Source organism: Methanolobus sp. ZRKC4 (assembly GCF_045291305.1).
GTDB lineage: Archaea > Halobacteriota > Methanosarcinia > Methanosarcinales > Methanosarcinaceae > Methanolobus.
On record NZ_CP146983.1, the window covers coordinates 1,055,260 to 1,073,668 of the forward strand.

At 42.0% G+C, this 18,409-nt stretch carries 21 protein-coding genes; 15 read left to right on the forward strand and 6 right to left on the reverse strand.

From position 1 onward, the window contains the following. Positions 1 to 45: 45 nt before the first annotated feature. The 4 genes from V7O67_RS05525 to ahbD are packed head-to-tail and all read right to left on the reverse strand — an operon-like array spanning position 46 to position 2,752. Positions 46 to 720, reverse strand: coding sequence for a bifunctional precorrin-2 dehydrogenase/sirohydrochlorin ferrochelatase (locus V7O67_RS05525; protein ID WP_406671172.1), 675 nt, complete (start codon positions 718 to 720; stop codon positions 46 to 48). A gap of 60 nt (positions 721 to 780) precedes the next feature. Further along, positions 781 to 1,239 (reverse strand): siroheme decarboxylase subunit beta, encoded by a 459-nt coding sequence (ahbB, locus tag V7O67_RS05530; protein ID WP_342305856.1) that lies wholly within the window; start codon positions 1,237 to 1,239, stop codon positions 781 to 783. A gap of 4 nt (positions 1,240 to 1,243) precedes the next feature. After that, positions 1,244 to 1,699, reverse strand: coding sequence for an AsnC family transcriptional regulator (locus tag V7O67_RS05535; protein WP_406671173.1), 456 nt, complete (start codon positions 1,697 to 1,699; stop codon positions 1,244 to 1,246). Between the two features lie 6 nt (positions 1,700 to 1,705). Further along, on the reverse strand, positions 1,706 to 2,752 hold the full coding sequence (gene ahbD / locus V7O67_RS05540; RefSeq protein WP_406671175.1) for a heme b synthase: 1,047 nt from the start codon (positions 2,750 to 2,752) through the stop codon (positions 1,706 to 1,708). Positions 2,753 to 3,091: 339 nt separating this feature from the next. Between ahbD and V7O67_RS05545 the strand changes: the two genes are divergently transcribed. From V7O67_RS05545 to V7O67_RS05605, 13 genes are all read left to right on the forward strand, one after another. After that, a complete protein-coding gene (locus tag V7O67_RS05545; protein WP_342305853.1) occupies positions 3,092 to 3,472 on the forward strand; it encodes a cytochrome c maturation protein CcmE in 381 nt (126 codons plus the stop codon). A gap of 13 nt (positions 3,473 to 3,485) precedes the next feature. Then, on the forward strand, positions 3,486 to 4,355 hold the full coding sequence (locus V7O67_RS05550; RefSeq protein ID WP_406671177.1) for a polyprenyl synthetase family protein: 870 nt from the start codon (positions 3,486 to 3,488) through the stop codon (positions 4,353 to 4,355). Positions 4,356 to 4,380: 25 nt separating this feature from the next. After that, positions 4,381 to 5,571, forward strand: a complete 1,191-nt coding sequence (locus V7O67_RS05555) for a radical SAM protein (RefSeq protein ID WP_406671179.1) — start codon at positions 4,381 to 4,383, stop codon at positions 5,569 to 5,571. 220 nt (positions 5,572 to 5,791) lie between these two features. Continuing rightward, entirely contained in the window at positions 5,792 to 6,118 is a 327-nt protein-coding gene (gene ahaH / locus V7O67_RS05560; protein ID WP_406656788.1) for an ATP synthase archaeal subunit H, read from the forward strand. Continuing rightward, a complete protein-coding gene (locus V7O67_RS05565; RefSeq protein WP_406671181.1) occupies positions 6,111 to 8,057 on the forward strand; it encodes a V-type ATP synthase subunit I in 1,947 nt (648 codons plus the stop codon). Before ahaH ends, V7O67_RS05565 begins: the two co-directional genes overlap by 8 nt. Before the next feature lies 1 nt (position 8,058). Continuing rightward, positions 8,059 to 8,301, forward strand: a complete 243-nt coding sequence (locus tag V7O67_RS05570) for a V-type ATP synthase subunit K (RefSeq protein WP_406656786.1) — start codon at positions 8,059 to 8,061, stop codon at positions 8,299 to 8,301. Between the two features lie 50 nt (positions 8,302 to 8,351). Then, positions 8,352 to 8,903 carry a V-type ATP synthase subunit E gene (locus V7O67_RS05575; RefSeq protein WP_406671182.1) on the forward strand — a complete coding sequence of 184 codons (552 nt, stop codon included), beginning with the start codon at positions 8,352 to 8,354 and terminating at the stop codon, positions 8,901 to 8,903. A gap of 7 nt (positions 8,904 to 8,910) precedes the next feature. Next, a complete protein-coding gene (locus V7O67_RS05580) occupies positions 8,911 to 9,984 on the forward strand; it encodes a V-type ATP synthase subunit C (protein WP_406656784.1) in 1,074 nt (357 codons plus the stop codon). After that, positions 9,984 to 10,283 (forward strand): V-type ATP synthase subunit F, encoded by a 300-nt coding sequence (locus V7O67_RS05585; protein ID WP_406656783.1) that lies wholly within the window; start codon positions 9,984 to 9,986, stop codon positions 10,281 to 10,283. Before V7O67_RS05580 ends, V7O67_RS05585 begins: the two co-directional genes overlap by 1 nt. After that, entirely contained in the window at positions 10,280 to 12,010 is a 1,731-nt protein-coding gene (locus tag V7O67_RS05590; RefSeq protein WP_406656782.1) for an ATP synthase subunit A, read from the forward strand. The genes V7O67_RS05585 and V7O67_RS05590 overlap by 4 nt, the downstream gene beginning before the upstream one ends. Position 12,011: 1 nt before the next feature. Then, positions 12,012 to 13,391 carry an ATP synthase subunit B gene (locus V7O67_RS05595; protein WP_406656781.1) on the forward strand — a complete coding sequence of 460 codons (1,380 nt, stop codon included), beginning with the start codon at positions 12,012 to 12,014 and terminating at the stop codon, positions 13,389 to 13,391. Between the two features lie 18 nt (positions 13,392 to 13,409). Then, a complete protein-coding gene (locus tag V7O67_RS05600) occupies positions 13,410 to 14,027 on the forward strand; it encodes a V-type ATP synthase subunit D (RefSeq protein WP_406656780.1) in 618 nt (205 codons plus the stop codon). A 326-nt stretch (positions 14,028 to 14,353) separates the two neighbouring features. Next, positions 14,354 to 15,652, forward strand: a complete 1,299-nt coding sequence (locus V7O67_RS05605; protein WP_342305841.1) for a DUF5018 domain-containing protein — start codon at positions 14,354 to 14,356, stop codon at positions 15,650 to 15,652. A gap of 353 nt (positions 15,653 to 16,005) precedes the next feature. On the opposite strand, the gene bcp is transcribed toward V7O67_RS05605, so the two are convergent. Continuing rightward, a complete protein-coding gene (gene bcp, locus V7O67_RS05610) occupies positions 16,006 to 16,488 on the reverse strand; it encodes a thioredoxin-dependent thiol peroxidase (protein ID WP_342305840.1) in 483 nt (160 codons plus the stop codon). A 77-nt stretch (positions 16,489 to 16,565) separates the two neighbouring features. Here bcp and V7O67_RS05615 point away from each other — a divergent pair, with 77 nt between their 5' ends. Beyond that, positions 16,566 to 17,198, forward strand: a complete 633-nt coding sequence (locus V7O67_RS05615; protein ID WP_342305839.1) for an ATP-binding cassette domain-containing protein — start codon at positions 16,566 to 16,568, stop codon at positions 17,196 to 17,198. Next, positions 17,199 to 17,990, forward strand: coding sequence for an ABC transporter permease (locus tag V7O67_RS05620; protein WP_342305837.1), 792 nt, complete (start codon positions 17,199 to 17,201; stop codon positions 17,988 to 17,990). Between the two features lie 40 nt (positions 17,991 to 18,030). Here the strand turns inward: V7O67_RS05620 and V7O67_RS05625 are convergent, their stop codons facing one another. Then, positions 18,031 to 18,354 carry a DMT family transporter gene (locus V7O67_RS05625; protein WP_406671185.1) on the reverse strand — a complete coding sequence of 108 codons (324 nt, stop codon included), beginning with the start codon at positions 18,352 to 18,354 and terminating at the stop codon, positions 18,031 to 18,033. Between the last annotated feature and the right edge of the window lie 55 nt (positions 18,355 to 18,409).

Genomic DNA, 18,409 nt, shown 5'->3' on the forward strand with positions numbered 1-18,409 from the left:
CGGTTTGTTCCTAAAAATGCTGTTAACGTATTATAATAGAGCATGCTATCGGACTTTCTTGTTTATTTTCTCAGTAACTATACCTTGTGCTATTTTAAACCCTTTGTCATAGGATTCTTTCAGCGCAGCCCATACCTCTTCACTCTCAAGTATGTCCCACAATATATCTTTTCTATCTCTCTGGTCAGGAACTTCATTCTTCAGGTACGTCCTCATCTCATCCTGGACCTTTATCATATCCGCAAATTCAGGAGTTATTAAATTTTCGATATTCTGTCGGACAAACCTGGAAAAAGCAGGGCTCGAACCGGCTGTGGATATGCTGATGGTCAGTCCTCCACGCTTAATTACAGCAGGAACTGTTACATCTCCAATGGCATCTACTTCATTGGTTAGAATTCCATACAGTTTTGAAAGATTTACTATTCTTTCATTTATGGTTCTGTCATTGGTGGCTGGTATTACAAGAAAAGCTTCTTTTATAATGTCATTTATGTCTGCATCAGTGAGCTTTCCGGCATCTGCCTTGATAAGTGTAACATTGTTCTTGCGTTCCAGCTCAAAAAAAGTATCTGAAAAACTGCGGCTCACAACTGTCACAGGTGCATATGCTGAGAACAGGTTAACTTTTCTTTCTCCAACCGACCCACTTCCAAAAATAACGATATTCTTATCGTTCATATCTATCAGCAGTGGCAGGAAGTGGTTCTTGTTTTTCATATCTCCATCTCCGGGAATGATTGCCTTCTGCTTTTTCTGTAAATTAGTTAAAGATTGCGATTATAATCGAACTCCAGTTTTCTTGAATTCCCTGTCACTAAAAAGAAGTTTGTAATCTTTGATGTCTGTGGCTTCGGATATCCTTGCTGCAATCTCATAACATTCTTCTCTGGTATATGAATGCACCATTGTGAAAAGGTTATAATCCCATCCAGATGCCCTTGGTCTTTCATAGCAGTGTGTGACCTCTGAAAAGCCTGCCATGATTGTTCCTACTTCCTCTGTCCTCTCATCAGGTACGTTCCAGACACACATGGCATTTGCAATAATTCCGATATCTCTATGGCCGATGGATGCACCGAACCTGCGGATGACCTTTTCTTCCTTCATCTTTTGGAGGCGTTCGATGATCTCTTGTTCACTAATTCCAAGTTTACTGGAGATGTCTGCAAATGGTGATCTTTTAAGTGGGATGCCGTTCTGTGTCAGTTTTATTATCTTCTCATCAATGTCATCCATTTTATCACCTGATGTTAAATCTGACTCCGATCTTGAACAGTTTTTTTGTAGGCAGGTCGATGAATTCAAGCCCTGTTCTTTCCCGAAGTTCTTCCAGTATACTGTCTATCCTTTTTCTGTTAGGTGCAGATATTGTGAACCAGATATTAAATTTCTCAGGGCGGTGGTAGTTGTGGGATACTTCCTGATATTCATTGATGTAACCTGCAACCTCATCCACTTTCTCTTCAGGGACGGTAACCGCTATGAGGGTGCTTGTACCACCAACTCCTTTGCGGTTGATGATTGGTCCTACTTTCCTGACTGCTCCTTCATTTTGCAGTCTATCAAGTCTTTCGATCACTTCGTCTTCACTGATACCCAGTTGCTCTCCCAGCTTTTGAAACGGCTCGGTTTCCAGTGGGAATTCAAACTGTATAGTATTAAGTATCGTTTTATCAGTATCGTCAAGATCTATCATTTAAAATCACTGTTTTTCAGGTACGTATATGCAATAGGGCTCCTCTGCAAGATAATCCCCGGTTGCAGCATAGGCACGTGCACGGCAGCCTCCGCATACTTTATTGTATTCACAATCACCGCATTTGCCCTTGAGTTTGCAGACATCCCTCAGGTCATTGAATACCTTTGAGTTCTCCCATATATCCTTGAAGGATTGTTCTTTAATGCTTCCTGCAAGTGCAGGCAAGTATCCGCAAGGGTAGACTTCTCCTATACTGGATACGAAGCAAAATCCGGTACCACCCAGGCACCCTTTTGTCATTGCCTCATAACCATGGGTCTTAACGGTAACCTCGATACCTTCTTTTCTTGCCCTCTGGCGCATTATCCTGAAATAATGAGGTGCACAGGTTGCCTTCAACTGTATTTTTGCCTTTTTCTGCTCATCATAGAACCAATTAAGGACCCTTTCGTATTCAACTGAGGGGATTTCCTCGTTTTCGAGTTCTTTGCCTCTTCCTGTGGGCACCAGCAGGAAAATATGCAAGGCTTCGGCCCCTATCTCAGTTGCCATCTCAAGAATTTCCGGTATTTCATCTATGGTGCGCTTTGTGATAGTGGGGTTTATCTGAAAGCTTACTCCTGCCTCTTTCAGAGTTTCTATTCCGGATACTGCGCCATCGAATGCTCCTGGCATGCAACGGAAATCATCGTGGGTCTTTGAACTTGAGCCGTCAAGGCTGATGCTGACTCTCTGTATGCCGGCACTTTTAATCTTCTCTGCTATTTCAGGTGTCACAAGTGTCCCGTTGGTGGCCATGGCTACACGGAGGCCTTTTTCGGTGGCATATCTCGCGATTTCGAATATGTCTTCCCTTACAAGCGGCTCACCTCCGCTCAGAATGAGGATGGGATCTCCTATCTCTTTTATCTCATCTACGAAATGGAATGCTTCTTCTGTTGTGAGCTCGCCTTCTGGTTTTTTTTCAGTGGATGACCCTCTGCAATGTTTGCATGAAAGGTTACATCCAGCTGTTGTTTCCCAGGCTATAAGTCTTGGAGGTTTTACCATAGTTGATCATGAGGTTTTTTTGTTCGTATGTTTACCTATATATAGGATGGAACTATACTAGTGCACACCCATATTAATACTTGATTATCAGGTAAAATCCGTCAATGTACACATTGGTTCATACGTGTTCGTTTATTGCTGCAAGGGTTCTTCTTAATGCAAATGGATGGCAAAGGTTAACCTGATATAGAGGTGATTCTTTATAGGCGCGTTAGAAATTGCATTTGCGATCACATGGATTACATTGTCAGTATATGTCGCATACATATTGCGTTCCCGAATGAGGGTACTGTGTCAATGTCGCAAAATGACGAAATAATGTCATTATGAGGTGCTTTTATGGATAAAAAACAGAAAACTGTTCTTGCAGTTGCTTTCATTGCCATTGTTGGTTTTGTGGGTCTCTGGAATGTGGACCTTTCCCAAGGTTATCCTATGATCTCGGAGTTATCGGAAAATTCCGATAAATACGTGGGACGTGACGTTAACACTATGGGTACGATCAAGAACGAAACTTTGGAGATATCCACTGATGGTACTTCCTTTATTCTTCAGGATCTTGATGACTCTTCTTTTGAACTGCATGTTGAATACACAGGTTCGCTTCCGGCTAATTTAGTAGAAGGGCAAAGCATTAGTATAAACGGGAAAATGGTGTCTGGTGGAACTGTTGAGGCGAACCGGATCGTGGTGAGTTGTCCTTCTAAATACTCAGAATGATTGGACGATATATATGATACAAATAGAGGATCTGGAAGAATACCAGCTTATCAAAGAGACCAAGGAAGGGATGGTCAGCTCCATGGATGATAAGTCCCAGATGAAGAAGATGCTTCTTCATATATGTAGTTCCGGTGGTAAAAATATCAGGCCTGTAATGCTGGTGTTATGTACGGAGATGTGCGGTGGCAATTCCAGGGTTAGTATCAATGCAGCTCTTGCCATCGAATTGATACATTCAGCATCCCTTATACATGATGATGTTCTGGACGACGGGGTTTTACGCAGAGGAGTTGAATCAGCCCACAAAAAGTACGGAATTCCGGCAGCTATACTCTGCGGCGATTTCCTTATATCAAAGGCAATTTCCCTCATATCTTCATACGGTACTGACTCAGTACTTGAATTCGGAAGGGCAGGAATGTACATGGCAGAAGGAGAAACTATTGACATTTCCAGTGCCGACAATGAATTCAGGAAAAAGAATTATTTTGATTGTATCTCAAAGAAAACGGCGTCCTTGTTTGCTGCAAGTGCAGCCATAGGTGCCTATGTTGCAGGAGCTGACAGAGACCTTGCACTCAAACTAAGGGATTTTGGCGAATGCGTAGGCAATGCATACCAGATAGTAGATGACCTGCTTGAGTATCTTGACAGACTCGAGGACAAGCAGTCAACATATGAATCAGTTACATTGCCTCTTATTTACAGGAGGGTAATGGACCATGACTCGGCAGTGGAGAAAACACTGCAGCAAGTACGCGATTGTGTACAGAGTGCAAAAGACATCCTTGCTTCTTTCCCCTCTTCAGATGCAAGGGATAAACTTGAGCTTGTAACTGATCTTATTACAGTTGATATGCTCCCAGGGGATATTCTTTAATTTTATTTAATTATCAGGTGACTTCATGAGGGTTTATGATAAATCAGTAGTTAAAGTAAATGCAAGCACTGAAAACGGAAAAGTGGTTCTTGATGCCGAAGGTCCGTTAGCTCCTGTTGCAAAGCCAATCTTAAAGAGGATCAATAGGATTTTTCTGGAAGAGAAGCCGATACAGGCAGACGAGGAAAACATTATATTTTCAACATGGGCTCCTCCTATGCCCGGTGAGATATTCAATAGGATGATTGGTGCACAAGTAGCTTCTATTCTAAAGAAAAGGCTTCCGGATCAGTTCTCTATAGGTATTACCACACATTGTCCTTATGATTGTATACACTGTGGTGCGGCTGACATTGTAGCAGACCCGATTCTGACATACGATGAGATCAATAGCGCCATACAGCAGGCAATTGATCTTGGTTCTTACTACATAGCCTTTGATGGTGGGGAGACATTGCTCAGGAAAGATTTTGCGCAAATGGTTGCAAAGGTGGATAAGACTCGTGCGATAGCTACCTGTTTCACATCAGGTTTTAGCTTGAACGAACAAAGGGCCAGGGAGTTGAAGGCAGCAGGTCTTTTTGCTGCACACATGAGCCTGGATAGCCCTGATGAGGCTGAACATGATCGTGTAAGGGGACGGGAAGGCGCTTTCAAGAACACTGTAAATGGGATAGAGCACATGGTGAATGCAGGCATTCTTGCCGATCTCTTTGTGGTCGTTTCTCCTCATAACATTGATGACCTTGATGGTTTCTATAATTTCGCAGCAGATATGGGTATGCAGGAAATGTCTATTTATGAGATCATAGCCGTTGGGAGGTGGATGGATCATGAGGACGAGGTCATTACCTCTAAAGATGTTGATCGCCTTGGCAAGTTCCAGAGTTCAATGAACAAAAAATGGGAGGGTCCAAGAGTTACTTCATTCCCTAATTTTATGGGTCCTGACCAGTTCGGCTGCTTTGCAGGAAGGCGCTGGATGCACACAACTGCCGGAGGTGACGTGCTTCCATGTGCATATACACCGCTTTCTTTCGGGAATGTTCGTGAGGAGAAACTATCCACCATATGGGAGCGCATGGGCAGGCATGAGGCTTACAAGTGCTCGGCAGAATATTGCATGATGCGTAACCCGGAGTTCAGGAAAAAATATATCCATACCATCCCCAAAGGAACTCAACTTCCGCTTAGACTCGATAAGTCTATGCATTGAGTTCTAATATCTTTTATTAGCTACGGATAATTGGGAAACAATATCCAAGGGCAGCATTAAGAATACTTGATGGTAAGTAATTCCTGTCATTTTAATGATAAATCATTATCATTTCCTGAGTGTTAGCATCCGGAAAACCGAATACTTTATATGTGATTTAGCAGTAGAAGGAGTGCATTACTCAGGATTTATAATAATTAATCACTACATGAGGATTAGCATGGCCAAAGACAAAATCTTATCTGAAATTAAAGATGCAGAAGGCAATGCACGAAAAATGGTTGAGGCCGGTGTTAAAAACAAACACGACCGAATCACCAGTGCACGTGCAGAGGCCAGGGAAATAATAAAGCAAGCCGAAGCCGATGCACAAAAAGCAGCACAGAGTGCAATGAAGTCTGCTGAAGAGTCCATCGCTTCAGAAAAGAAAACAATCACAGAGGATGGTGAAAAAGAAGCCTCGGTGGTTGCCGAAAAAGCATCTTCAAATGTGGATAAAGCGGTCGATAATCTGATAACAGAGTTTGAGAGGGCAATCCATGCTTAAGGCAAAACAGATGACTCGTGCCGTAATTGTTGGCCACAAAAGTATACTTGAAGAAACGGTCAATTCTCTGCACAAGACAAATCTGTTCCAGATCGAAGATTTCAATGACGATAATTCCGGTCTCCGTATAGGCAGACCATTTGAGAATGTAGATGATGTTTCCAAGAAACTCATCAAGATCAGGTCAATAGCCAGTTTACTGGGTGTAAAGGACGCAGAATCCAAAAAACAGGATAATACGGCTGTTCTTTCTTCACTTGATGACACTCTCAATAAGCTGGATGCTGAACTGGATGCAAAGACTGAACAGAAAAGCGGACTGGAAGCAGAACTTAAAGAAACCGAATCTCTTAAGAAAGAATTACTTCCTTTTGCCAATATTGATCTTAGCCTTGATCTGTATCATGGCTACGAGAATCTAGCTGTTTTTGCAGGATATGTGCAGGAAAACGTGGAATCTGCTATTTCAAAGATCACATCTTCTTATGAAATATTCTACGATGCTAAAGAAGGTACTGTAGCACTGTTCGTTTCTAATGAAAAATCAGGTGAAGTTGCAGAGCTGCTTGCAGAGCTGGGTTTCAGGGAACTTAGAGTTCCAAATGCAAGTGGAATGCCATCAGAGTCTCTTTCAGGCATCATATCACGGGAATCTGGATTACTGAAACAGATTGAAGCAATTGATGCAGAAATCGAATCTTTGAAAGATAAGTATGCGGATTTCATCCTCGCAAGCAACGAACTTCTTTCTATCGAGACCCAGAAATCAGAAGCACCTCTCAGAATTGCTACTACTGAGAGTACATTCATGGTAGATGGATGGATTCCTGATGAAGACTTTGCTGAGCTGGAACATGTTGTGAAAACAGCTACAAAAGGACGTGCGTTTGTTTCCAAACAGGAAATGACAAAAGAAGACGAACAGAAAGTTCCGATAGAGTATGACAACCCAAAGGTATCAGCTCCATTCGAGGAAATAATGGACCTGTATGCCCGTCCCAGATACAAGGAGATCGACCCGACTACTCTTATATTTATTTCATTCCCGCTCTTTTACGGAATGATTCTGGGAGATATTGGTTATGCATTAATACTTCTGACACTTGCATTTGCAATTAAGAAATTTGTATCTTCAGATGCAGTTAAGCCTTTGATGAATATTCTTATTTACTGTCAGATATCCACATTTCTCTTCGGAATACTGTACGGTGAGTTTCTGGGATTCCCGCTTGCAAGCGTGCATACGGATCACGGAGTCGTAGCCGGACTCATACCTGGCTTTGAGACGGTCGAACTGTTCGCATCACCCATAGGCGGAGAAATTGTTACCTACCCTATACACAGAACCCATCTTGTAATGACCCTGATTGTTGTAACCGCTCTTATTGGTGTAATCCACATCAACATCGGTTATATGTTGGGTTTCATTAATGAAAACAAAAAACATGGTTTTATGGCAGCTCTACTCGAAAAGGGTAGCTGGATAGTTGTGGAACTCGGTATTCTTCTTGCAGCATTAGGCTATGTGGGAATGCTCCCGATAGCAGTGGGAATAATTGTATTCCTGATAGGATTTATAATGCTTGTCAAAGGAGAAGGTATTAAAGGACCTATCGAATTACCGGCACTTCTCAGTAACTCTCTTTCATATACTCGTTTAATAGCTGTCGGATTGTCATCCATCTACATTGCATCAACTGTCAACCTGATCGCCTTTGAAATGATCTGGCAGCCAGGCACTGCAATAGGTGTGGCGACTATCTTTGCAATTGTTGTGTTCCTTTTCGGACACGCTCTTAACACTGTCCTGAGTATTATTGCCCCCGGATTACACTCACTCAGGTTGCAGTATGTAGAATTCTTCGGAAAGTTCTACGAAGGTGGGGGAAGAAAGTACAATCCATTTGGATATATTAGAAAATACACGGAGGAAAAATAAAATGTCAGACCCAGTAACAGCAACAACCACAATGATGGACCCAGCAGGATTAAAAGCAATCGGAGCAGGACTCGCAGTAGGACTTACAGGACTTGCATCCGGTATCGCCGAAAAGGACATCGGTAGTGCAGCAATCGGTGCAATGGCAGAAAACGAGAGTCTGTTCGGTAAAGGTTTGATCCTTACTGTAATTCCAGAAACAATCGTAATCTTCGGTCTTGTAGTTGCACTGTTGATCAGCTAAATTTATTTAAGAGCACCTCTTGCTCTTAAATTTATTAAAGGTGTGTGAGCATGGGACTTGAAACTGTTGTTAAAGATATCATGGATGCCGCACAGGCAGAAGTAGCTCAGTTAGATAGCGAAGCGGATGCTGAGGTTTCTCAAATAATAGATGAAGCAAAGCAGAGTGCTAAGAAGATAATGGGCGAAAGTCTTGCAAAGGCAGAGGATGATATCAAAAAGATCAGGCAGCAAGAAATATCCAGTGCAAATCTTGAAGTAAAGCGCACACTGCTCAATGCACGCAAGGAAGTACTCGAGAAAGTATATACCCAGGCTGAGGAATCCATATCCACATTCTCTCCAGAGAAAAACGAAGAACTCCTTAAAAGCCTCATAGAATCTTATGAGTCAAGCGGCAATAGGATTTATTCCGACGCTGGATCTGAGGAGATTGTAAAAAAGTTGTCTTCATTGGAATATGCGGGCAACATTGAATGTCTCGGTGGCGTTATCATTGAGAACGAAGATGGGACCGTAAGACTGGACTATACATACGATGTCATTCTGAAAAGCGTGAACGAGCAGTTGTTGAGGCAAACATCTGATATCTTATTCGGGTGATTTCTAAATGCAGCTGTTGCAGAAATATAAGCGTGGAAATTCCAGAACACAATCCAAGGGTCATTCCAACTACGCATACACTACTGCACGTGTTCGTGCAATGAAGAGTAAGATTTTGCCAAAGGAGACCTATCCCCGACTAATGAATATGGGTATTGATGAGATCACAAGATTCATTGGAGAGACGGAATATAAAGAGGATGTTGATGAGCTGGCAAGACAATACGAAGGTGCAGATCTTATAGAACATGCCCTGAACAGGAATCTCGCCGTGACCTTCACAAAGTTGATTAACATCTCTGAGGGTGAGGTAAATTACCTTGTCGCAGAAGAACTCAAAAAGTATGATATCTGGAATATCAAAACAATTCTTCGAGGGAAATATTGCAAAGCTTCGACAGAAGAAATTCTGGAAGCCATTGTTGCAGCAGGTAGTTTGAGCTACACATTCCTTTCTGAGCTGGCAACAAAGGACAATTATGAGGATGTAATCTCAGAACTTGAGAACACCGAATACAACGCAATATTGAAGGATTACAACGGCACCAATCTTTCAGAGATTGAGAATCAGCTTGATAAAATGTACTATGCAGGGCTTTTTACTGCAACTGAAGGTTCAAAGTCCAAAGACCGCAAATTATTTGCCAAGTTTACAAGGACAGGCATTGATATAAAGAACCTCACTACGCTCTTCCGTATGAAGAAGGCAGGGATCACTGATCCTGAGATGATGTATCTGATGATCGATGGTGGACTCAAGCTGAAACTCAAGGACATCGAAAGGCTAATACCACTCTCTTTTGAAGATTTCATCTCTGAACTAGAGAAATACCCTTACTGGGAAGAAATCTCCGATGTAGTGAGCCCGGACATGCAATCTTTGATAGATGTCGAATCAAGGCTGAAAAAACACAGACTTAAATCTGCAGCAAGCTTTTCACATGTTTATCCACTCTCTATAGTACCAATCATGGACTACATGCTAAGCAAACAGAATGAGGTAAACAACCTGCGGATAATAATACGTGGAAAAGCCGCCAACCTCAGTGATGAAGTTATCAGGGAACAGTTGGTGATTTGATGGAACTTGCAGTAGTCGGAAACGGCGAGTTTGTAACAGGATTCAGACTTGCTGGTGTTAAAAAAATATTTGACGTTGTCGATGGCGAACTTGAATCTACTGTAGAGAAAATACTTGAGGATCGAGAAGTCGGTATTCTTGTTATGCACGGTGATGATCTAAATAAACTACCGGAAATTTTGAGAAACACTATCAATGAATCTGTTGAACCAACTGTTGTGACTCTCGGAGGTAGTGGTCAGAGTTCGAACTTAAGGGAAAAAATAAAACAATCGGTAGGTGTTGATCTGTGGAAATGAAAGGTGAAATTTATCGGGTGGCCGGGCCTGTTGTCACAATTACAGGTATTAAACCAAAAATGTATGATGTAGTGCATGTAGGTCACGAAGGTTTAATGGGCGAAGTTATTAGAATTGAAGGTGAAAAAGCCACTGTTCAGGTATACGAGGATACATCCGGCATCAAGCCAGGTGAGCCTGTTGTGAACACTGGAATGTCACTTTCAGTAGAACTCGGCCCAGGATTATTAGAAAGTATTTATGATGGTATTCAGAGACCTCTGAAAGTACTCCAGGAAAAGATGGGAGACTTCATTGACAGAGGTGTTACTGCAAACGGTCTTGACCGTGACAAGGTATGGGATTTCAAGCCAACTGTAACCAGTGGCGATTCCATAGAAGGCGGTCAGACAATTGGTGTTGTACAGGAAACAGAGAACATTGAACATAAGATCATGGTTCCTCCAACAGTTTCCGGTACAGTTGAAGAAATAAAGTCAGGTAAGTTCAAAGTAGACGAAACTGTATGTGTACTTACAGACGGCACAGAGCTTTCCATGATGCAGAAGTGGCCTGTAAGAATGCCACGTCCTGTTGACAAGAAGTTCATCCCAAGAAAACCTCTTATTACAGGTCAGAGAATTCTTGACGGTCTTTTCCCGGTTGCAAAGGGCGGTACAGCAGCTATCCCTGGTCCATTCGGTTCAGGAAAGACAGTTACCCAGCAGCAGCTTGCAAAATGGAGTGACACTGACATTGTAGTTTATATCGGATGTGGAGAACGTGGAAACGAGATGGCTGATGTACTGAACGAGTTCCCTGAACTCCAGGACCCAAAGACCGGTCGTCCACTCATGGAACGTACAGTTCTTATAGCAAACACATCCAACATGCCTGTAGCTGCCCGTGAAGCATCTGTTTACACAGGTATCACAATTGCAGAATACTACCGTGACATGGGATACGATGTATCACTTATGGCTGACTCTTCATCCAGATGGGCAGAAGCAATGAGAGAAATTTCCTCAAGGCTTGAAGAAATGCCTGGTGAAGAAGGTTATCCTGCATATCTCTCTGCAAGGCTCTCTGAATTCTATGAGCGTGCAGGTGCAGTAAAATCACTTGCAGCGGAAGAGGGTTCAATCACAGTTATCGGTGCAGTATCACCACCTGGTGGTGACTTCTCAGAGCCTGTTACACAGAACACACTACGTATCGTAAAAGTATTCTGGGCACTGGATGCAAAGCTTGCACAGAGAAGGCACTTCCCATCCATAGACTGGCTTACAAGTTACAGTCTGTACACACAGGGTCTTTCTGACTGGTTCGCAGAGAACGTTGCACCTGACTGGGTACCACTCAGGGACAATGCAATGGATCTTCTCCAGCAGGAATCAGAACTTCAAGAAATCGTACAGCTTGTCGGTTCCGATGCACTTCCGGAAGACCAGCAACTGGTTCTTGAAATCTGCCGTATGCTCAGGGAATACTTCCTTCAGCAGAATGCGTTCCACCCTGTTGACACATACTGTCCGTTCGATAAGCAGTACAAATTATTGAAAGCAATCTCCAAGTACAGTGACATGGCACAGGCAGCACTGGAATCCGGCATACCAATGAAGGATATCCTTTCCGTCGAGTCCAAGGACGAACTTGCCAAGGTCAAATTCGAAGAGGACTTCGATAGTGCACTGAATGTTGTCATGGAAAAGATGGACAAGGAATTTGCAGCACTTGGAGGCAACTAAGATGACCAAGGAATATAAGACGATCACAGAAATCTCCGGACCATTAATGTTCCTCGAAAAGACCGAGCCGGTAGGTTATGGTGAACTTGTTAACATCAACCTTCCAGACGGCACGACAAAAAGAGGACAGGTCCTTGATACATCCGCTGACGTTGTAGCGGTTCAGGTATTCGAAGGAACTGGCGGACTGAATGAGGAATCCGGTGTAGTGTTCACCGGAGAAACCATCAAACTGCCTGTTTCAAAGGACATGCTCGGACGTATCCTTTCCGGTTCAGGAGAACCATTGGATGGCGGACCACGTATTGTTCCTGAAGACAGGATCGATGTAAATGGTGCATCAATGAACCCATATTCAAGGATGCCACCAGAGGACTTCATCCAGACAGGAATCTCAACTATTGACGGAACAAACACCCTTGTCCGTGGACAGAAGCTTCCTATCTTCTCAGGTTCAGGTCTTCCACACAACGAGATCGCTCTTCAGATTGCACGTCAGGCAAAGGTTCCAGGTTCCACTGAGGATTTCGCAGTAGTATTCGCTGCAATGGGTATCACAAACGAAGAAGCCCAGTACTTCATGGAAGACTTCGAGAAGACCGGTGCTCTTGAGAGAGCTGTGGTTTTCCTTAACCTTGCAGACGACCCCGCTGTAGAACGTATCATCACTCCAAGGATGGCTCTTACGGCTGCAGAGTACCTTGCATACGAACACGACATGCACGTACTTGTTATCCTTACTGACATCACGAACTACTGTGAAGCACTCCGTCAGATGGGTGCAGCTCGTGAAGAAGTACCAGGTAGACGTGGTTATCCGGGTTACATGTACACTGACCTTGCATCACTCTACGAACGTGCAGGTGTTATCAAGGGAAGGAAAGGATCAGTTACCCAGTTCTCAATCCTTACCATGCCTGGTGACGATATCACTCACCCGATCCCAGATCTGTCAGGATATATCACAGAAGGCCAAATCGTAGTTTCCAGGGAACTTCACATGAAGGGTATCTACCCTCCAATCAATGTGCTCCCATCCCTGTCACGTCTGATGAACTCAGGTATTGGTGAAGGAAAGACAAGGGAAGATCACAAGGCAGTATCTGACCAAATGTATGCAGGATATGCAGAAGGTCGTGACCTCAGGGGTCTTGTAGCTATTGTAGGTAAGGAAGCATTGTCCGAAAGAGATCAGAGGATACTTGAATTCGCTGACCTATTTGAAGACAGGTTCGTCCGTCAGGGAAGAGATGAAGACAGGTCAATTGAAGACACTCTTACAGTTGGCTGGGATATCCTCTCCGAACTTCCTGAAGCCCTGCTTACCAGGATCGATAACAAGTATATCGACAAATACCACCCTGCTCGCAAGAGCAACTAAATAAAAAGGTGATCCAACATGGGCGTGAAAGATGTAAAACCAACTCGTTCAGAGCTTATTGAGATTAAAAAGAAGATCAAGCTCTCTCAGAGTGGCCACAAGCTGCTCAAAATGAAGAGAGACGGTCTTATCCTTGAGTTCTTTGAGATCCTCAGCAAAGCAAAGGATGTCAGAACTGAGCTGGATGCCGCCTATGAAGATGCTTCCCGGATGATAGGTATTGCAAATGCTGTTGACGGTACTATTACCGTCAAATCCACAGCTTTTGCACTTCAGAGCAAGCCAGAGATAGAACTGGAAAGCCGTAACATCATGGGTGTTGTCGTTCCGAAGATCGAGTCATCCAGTGTCAAGAAGTCCATAAATGAACGTGGATATGGTATTCTTGGTACCAGCGCATACACCGATGAGGCTGCAGATGCTTATGAGCTTCTTGTAGAGAAGATTATCCTTGCTGCAGAGATTGAGACAACCATGAAAAAGCTTCTTGATGATATCGAGAAGACAAAAAGGCGTGTCAATGCTCTTGAGTTCAAGGTGATACCAGAACTTCAGGAATCAATGGTCTTCATACGGCTCCGTCTCGAAGAGATGGAAAGGGAAAACACCTTCAGATTGAAGAGGATTAAGGGATAATCCTCTGATACTCTTTTTTATGAATTCCGATCCTGATGATCGACCAAATATGGTAGATCGTTTTATTATAAAGTTAACACAACCCGAGAACCTTGCAAGGATTCTCAGGTGGGCATGGCTTATTTCCTTATTGATGTTAGTGCTAGGTTATATTCTAATCTTCAGTGAGATATCTGAATACATTGACATAATATGATGTATTCCTGCGATGTACTGGTATGACTGTTTAGTTTTCTTTAAGCGACTTGATGGTTTCAAGCACTTTTTATGCATCTTCTTTTGTTTTAACGCTATCTCATATCTTGGCTATATTTCCTTTAGTGTCTGTGAAGAAAGTAGATTTGACAGTTCCTTATGGTACTGATGTAACATCATTGATACCAACCATAGTTCATACCGGAGCTAGTGTTTCACCTAATACTGGAATAGTTCAGAACTACACAAACCCTGTTACCTACACTGTAACTGCAGCTGATTCAACCACTCAAGAATATGTTGTAACAGTAACCGTAGCAGCAAATCCTGCAAAGGCTATCACAAGCTTTGACTTTGCTACCCCTTCCGTAACTGGTACAGTTGATGAAGGAGCAAAGACCGTAGCTCTGACAGTTCCTTATGGTACTGATGTAACATCATTGACACCAACCATAGTTCATACCGGAGCTAGTGTTTCACCTAATACTGGAATAGTTCAGAACTACACAAACCCTGTTACCTACACTGTAACTGCAGCTGATTCAACCACTCAAGAATATGTTGTAACAGTAACCGTAGCAGCTCCAAGTTCAGTTACAACTATACAGGTAAAATCTGGTTACGAATCTATTATTACAGGCCTTAATAATGAGGATGGTTCTGAATATGTCAACGTTTCAGGTCAATTAACGGTTGCTGAATTGATAGACGCAATTGAATCTACTGATGACTCACAACAGTCATATGTAGTATATGACGAATCTCAACTTAATAATGGGACTATTGTCTTAAACGCAAACATATTAAATGTAACTGCAGAAAATGGTGACACATCAGAATATGATATATCTGTGACCTATGGAATTACAGTTGCAGCTGTAGATGGTGGAAATGCAACAGTGACGACAAATCCTGAAAATACATCACAAGCTGGACAACCAGTGGGTGTAGAAATTTCAGGTATTGAAAGTGGTCTAATGTTTGAATCAATATCTGTAACAGACGAAAGTAGTGGAAGTGTATCAACAGCTGTGTTTACACCAGGTGAAGTATACACTTTTGAGATGCCAGCAAGCAATGTAACGATTACTGTTACATTATGTGAAGATCAGACTTCTATTACACCAACAACTGCAACATTTGACAACAACGATGGGTCAGCTACTATCAGTGTAACAGCAATGGTAGATGCAGATGGTACTAATTTATTGCCGACTTTCACATCTGATGATGGAACATTATTCGTATGTTCTCTTATGGATGATGATACCAGTGTAATATCTGTAGGTGTTAGCAATGTAGGAGACAGTGCTGACCTTGTCATATCCTCTCCATCAGCTGCAACAATTGCAGGAGCATACACTCTTTCTATTACAAGAGTTAGCGACGGAAAGGAATGGACAATTGCAGTCACTGTGACTTCGACTTAAGAGGTTGTAAGGATTACTTAATAGACTAAAATAAACCCGCACCCCCCAATAAACCGGGGGTTGCTTTTTCTTTTTTAAACCTCAACAACAAAACCCAATAGTGTACTCTATGCAAAATCCACAAGCACGCAAAAATAGAAAAGAATAGAAATTAGGTAACTATTCAGCCTGGCACGATTTGCCTATTGGTACTGATTTCATCGAAATAGAGATGTCTACTCACTAACAATCTAACAATCAAAAAAGCAATCAATAGCAACAATCAAAATAAATGATCCTAATGAAATTTACGTTTCAACTTTTTGTCAAGATTGTTATTGATAGCGTTTTTATCAGGCTGAATAGTTACGAAATTAGTTCTCTTTTATTTCTCTAAGTGCATCAAGCACCTTTTGTGCATGTTCATTTGTTCTGACATTATCCCATATTTTTGCAATATTGCCTTCTGTATCAATCAAAAAAGTGGATCTGACAGTTCCCTGATATTCTTTGCCATAGTTTTTCTTTGTTCTCCACACATCGTACTTCTGGTGAACGGTTTTTTCCTCATCTGAAAGAAGTGTGATACCAATTTCTTTCTTTTCAACGAATTTGATATGTGATTTAATGCTGTCCTTGCTGGCTCCAAGTATCACTGCATTCTCCGCACCGAAATCCTCTTGTAAGGCTGTAAATTCCTGTGCTTCTTTCGTGCATCCTGAAGTGTTGTCTTTCGGGTAGAAGTAAAGAACGATCCATTTACCTGCAAGTTCTTTCAGACATACTTCATTATCATTCTGGTCTGGGAGGCAAAAATCAGGAGCTTTTTGTCCTTCTGTAAGTGAGTTCTTGCTCATGGAGTAATTTATGTAAATTCTTGTTTAAAGCCTTTATACCAGAATTGACTATTTATTATGGCTGGAGAAAATTGCACATGGAAATGTTGAGTATTCAAAATCTTTCTATCCAATACGATGAAAAATCGATTCTTTCCGATTTTAATCTCTCTGTTGCAAAAGGTGAAAAGATCCTTATAAAAGGAAGATCAGGAATTGGAAAATCCACTATTTTCAGGTTGATAATGGGATTCGGTGTACAAAATTCCGGTACAATCTTCTTTGATGGTATCCAGGTGGATAGCAATTCTATATGGAGCATCAGGAAAAGAATAATGTATGTATCTCAGGATACGGATATTGGTGATGGGAAAGTAGGTGACCTTATAGATGAGATATTTTCTTTTAAGGCAAATAAGGATATTCTTTACCGTGCTCAGCTTGACAAAGTAATGGCAGATCTATCTTTAGATCATGATATTCTCAACAAGGACTACATGAAACTCTCCGGAGGAGAAAAGCAAAGGATTGTCCTTGTTGTAGCTCTGTTGTCAGGGAAAGATATCTTTCTGCTTGATGAGGTCACAGCAGAACTTGACAGTACTTTAAAGCAGAAAGTTGTGGAGATATTCTTTTGTAATCCGAAATGGACCGTACTTTCCATATCTCATGACCGTGAGTGGGAAAATGAAAACATTAGGGTCATTGACTTTTCAAGGGAGGCAAACTGAATGCAAACATATGAAGTAGGACTAACAGGTCTGTTTTTTACATTTCTGCTTCTGGCCATTCCCATCCTTATCAGCTATTATCTAAATTTGAAATTAATATCATCTACAATTGAGAGTGCTATCCGGATGGTTCTTCAATTGGCTTTTGTGGGTATTTTCCTCACATTCCTCTTTGAGCTGAACAACGCAGTGCTGAATGTACTCTGGGTACTTATCATGGTCTTTGTAGCATCCCATACAGTACTGAAGAATGCTGAACTCAAAACCAGGCATTTTTTTCCATTACTGGTAATTTCTCTTGCTGTTACAAACTATGCCATACTTCTCTATTTCAATAATTTTATCATAGACCTGAATGATCTCTTCGATGCACGCTATTTCATACCGATAGCCGGTATGGTGCTGGGTAATTCACTGAGAGCAAATGTCGTTGGGATGGATAACTTTTGTACTGAAATCCAGAGAAATGAGAACCGCTATCTTTTCCGTCTGTCCATGGGAGCTGAAAAGACTGAAGCGCTAATCCCATATTTACGTAAAAGCATGAGGGTTGCATTGAAACCTACTATTGCAAATATGGCTACAATTGGTATCGTTTTTCTTCCGGGTATGATGACAGGACAGATACTTGCCGGTGCAAGTCCATTGGTTGCAATAGAATATCAGATAGCCATTATGATAGTTATCTATGTGACAACCATGGTGAATGTACTTTTGGGTATTCTTGTGCTTATCCACAGGGGTTTTGATGAATATGGTCTGTTCAAAAAAGACATGCTCAGGGGTGCATGAATATGGTTACGTTGTATGCGGTGTAGGGTGTATGTCCAGGTCAATTCACGCTGCTGCTCAGATGTAGTCCTATCACTCCAATGCCTATGAGTGCTAGGAATACTATTCTTATAGGTGGCAGTGGTTCGTTGAATCCAAAGTGCCCTATCAATGAGATCATGGCTACTCCAAGTCCTGCCCATATAGCATAGGCAACACTCACTTCCAGCTTTTTCAAAGCAATGGTAAATGCTACAAAACTGATGCCATAGAACACGAATATCAGCACCGATGGAACTATCTTTGAAAAACCTTCAGATAATTTCATACATGTGGTTCCGCATATCTCAAATATTATGGCGAATGCCAGGTACAGGTAGCTCATTATTCCTCCCTATCATCCAGCTTGAATAATTATTGTTATCAGCTGTGTTTATATC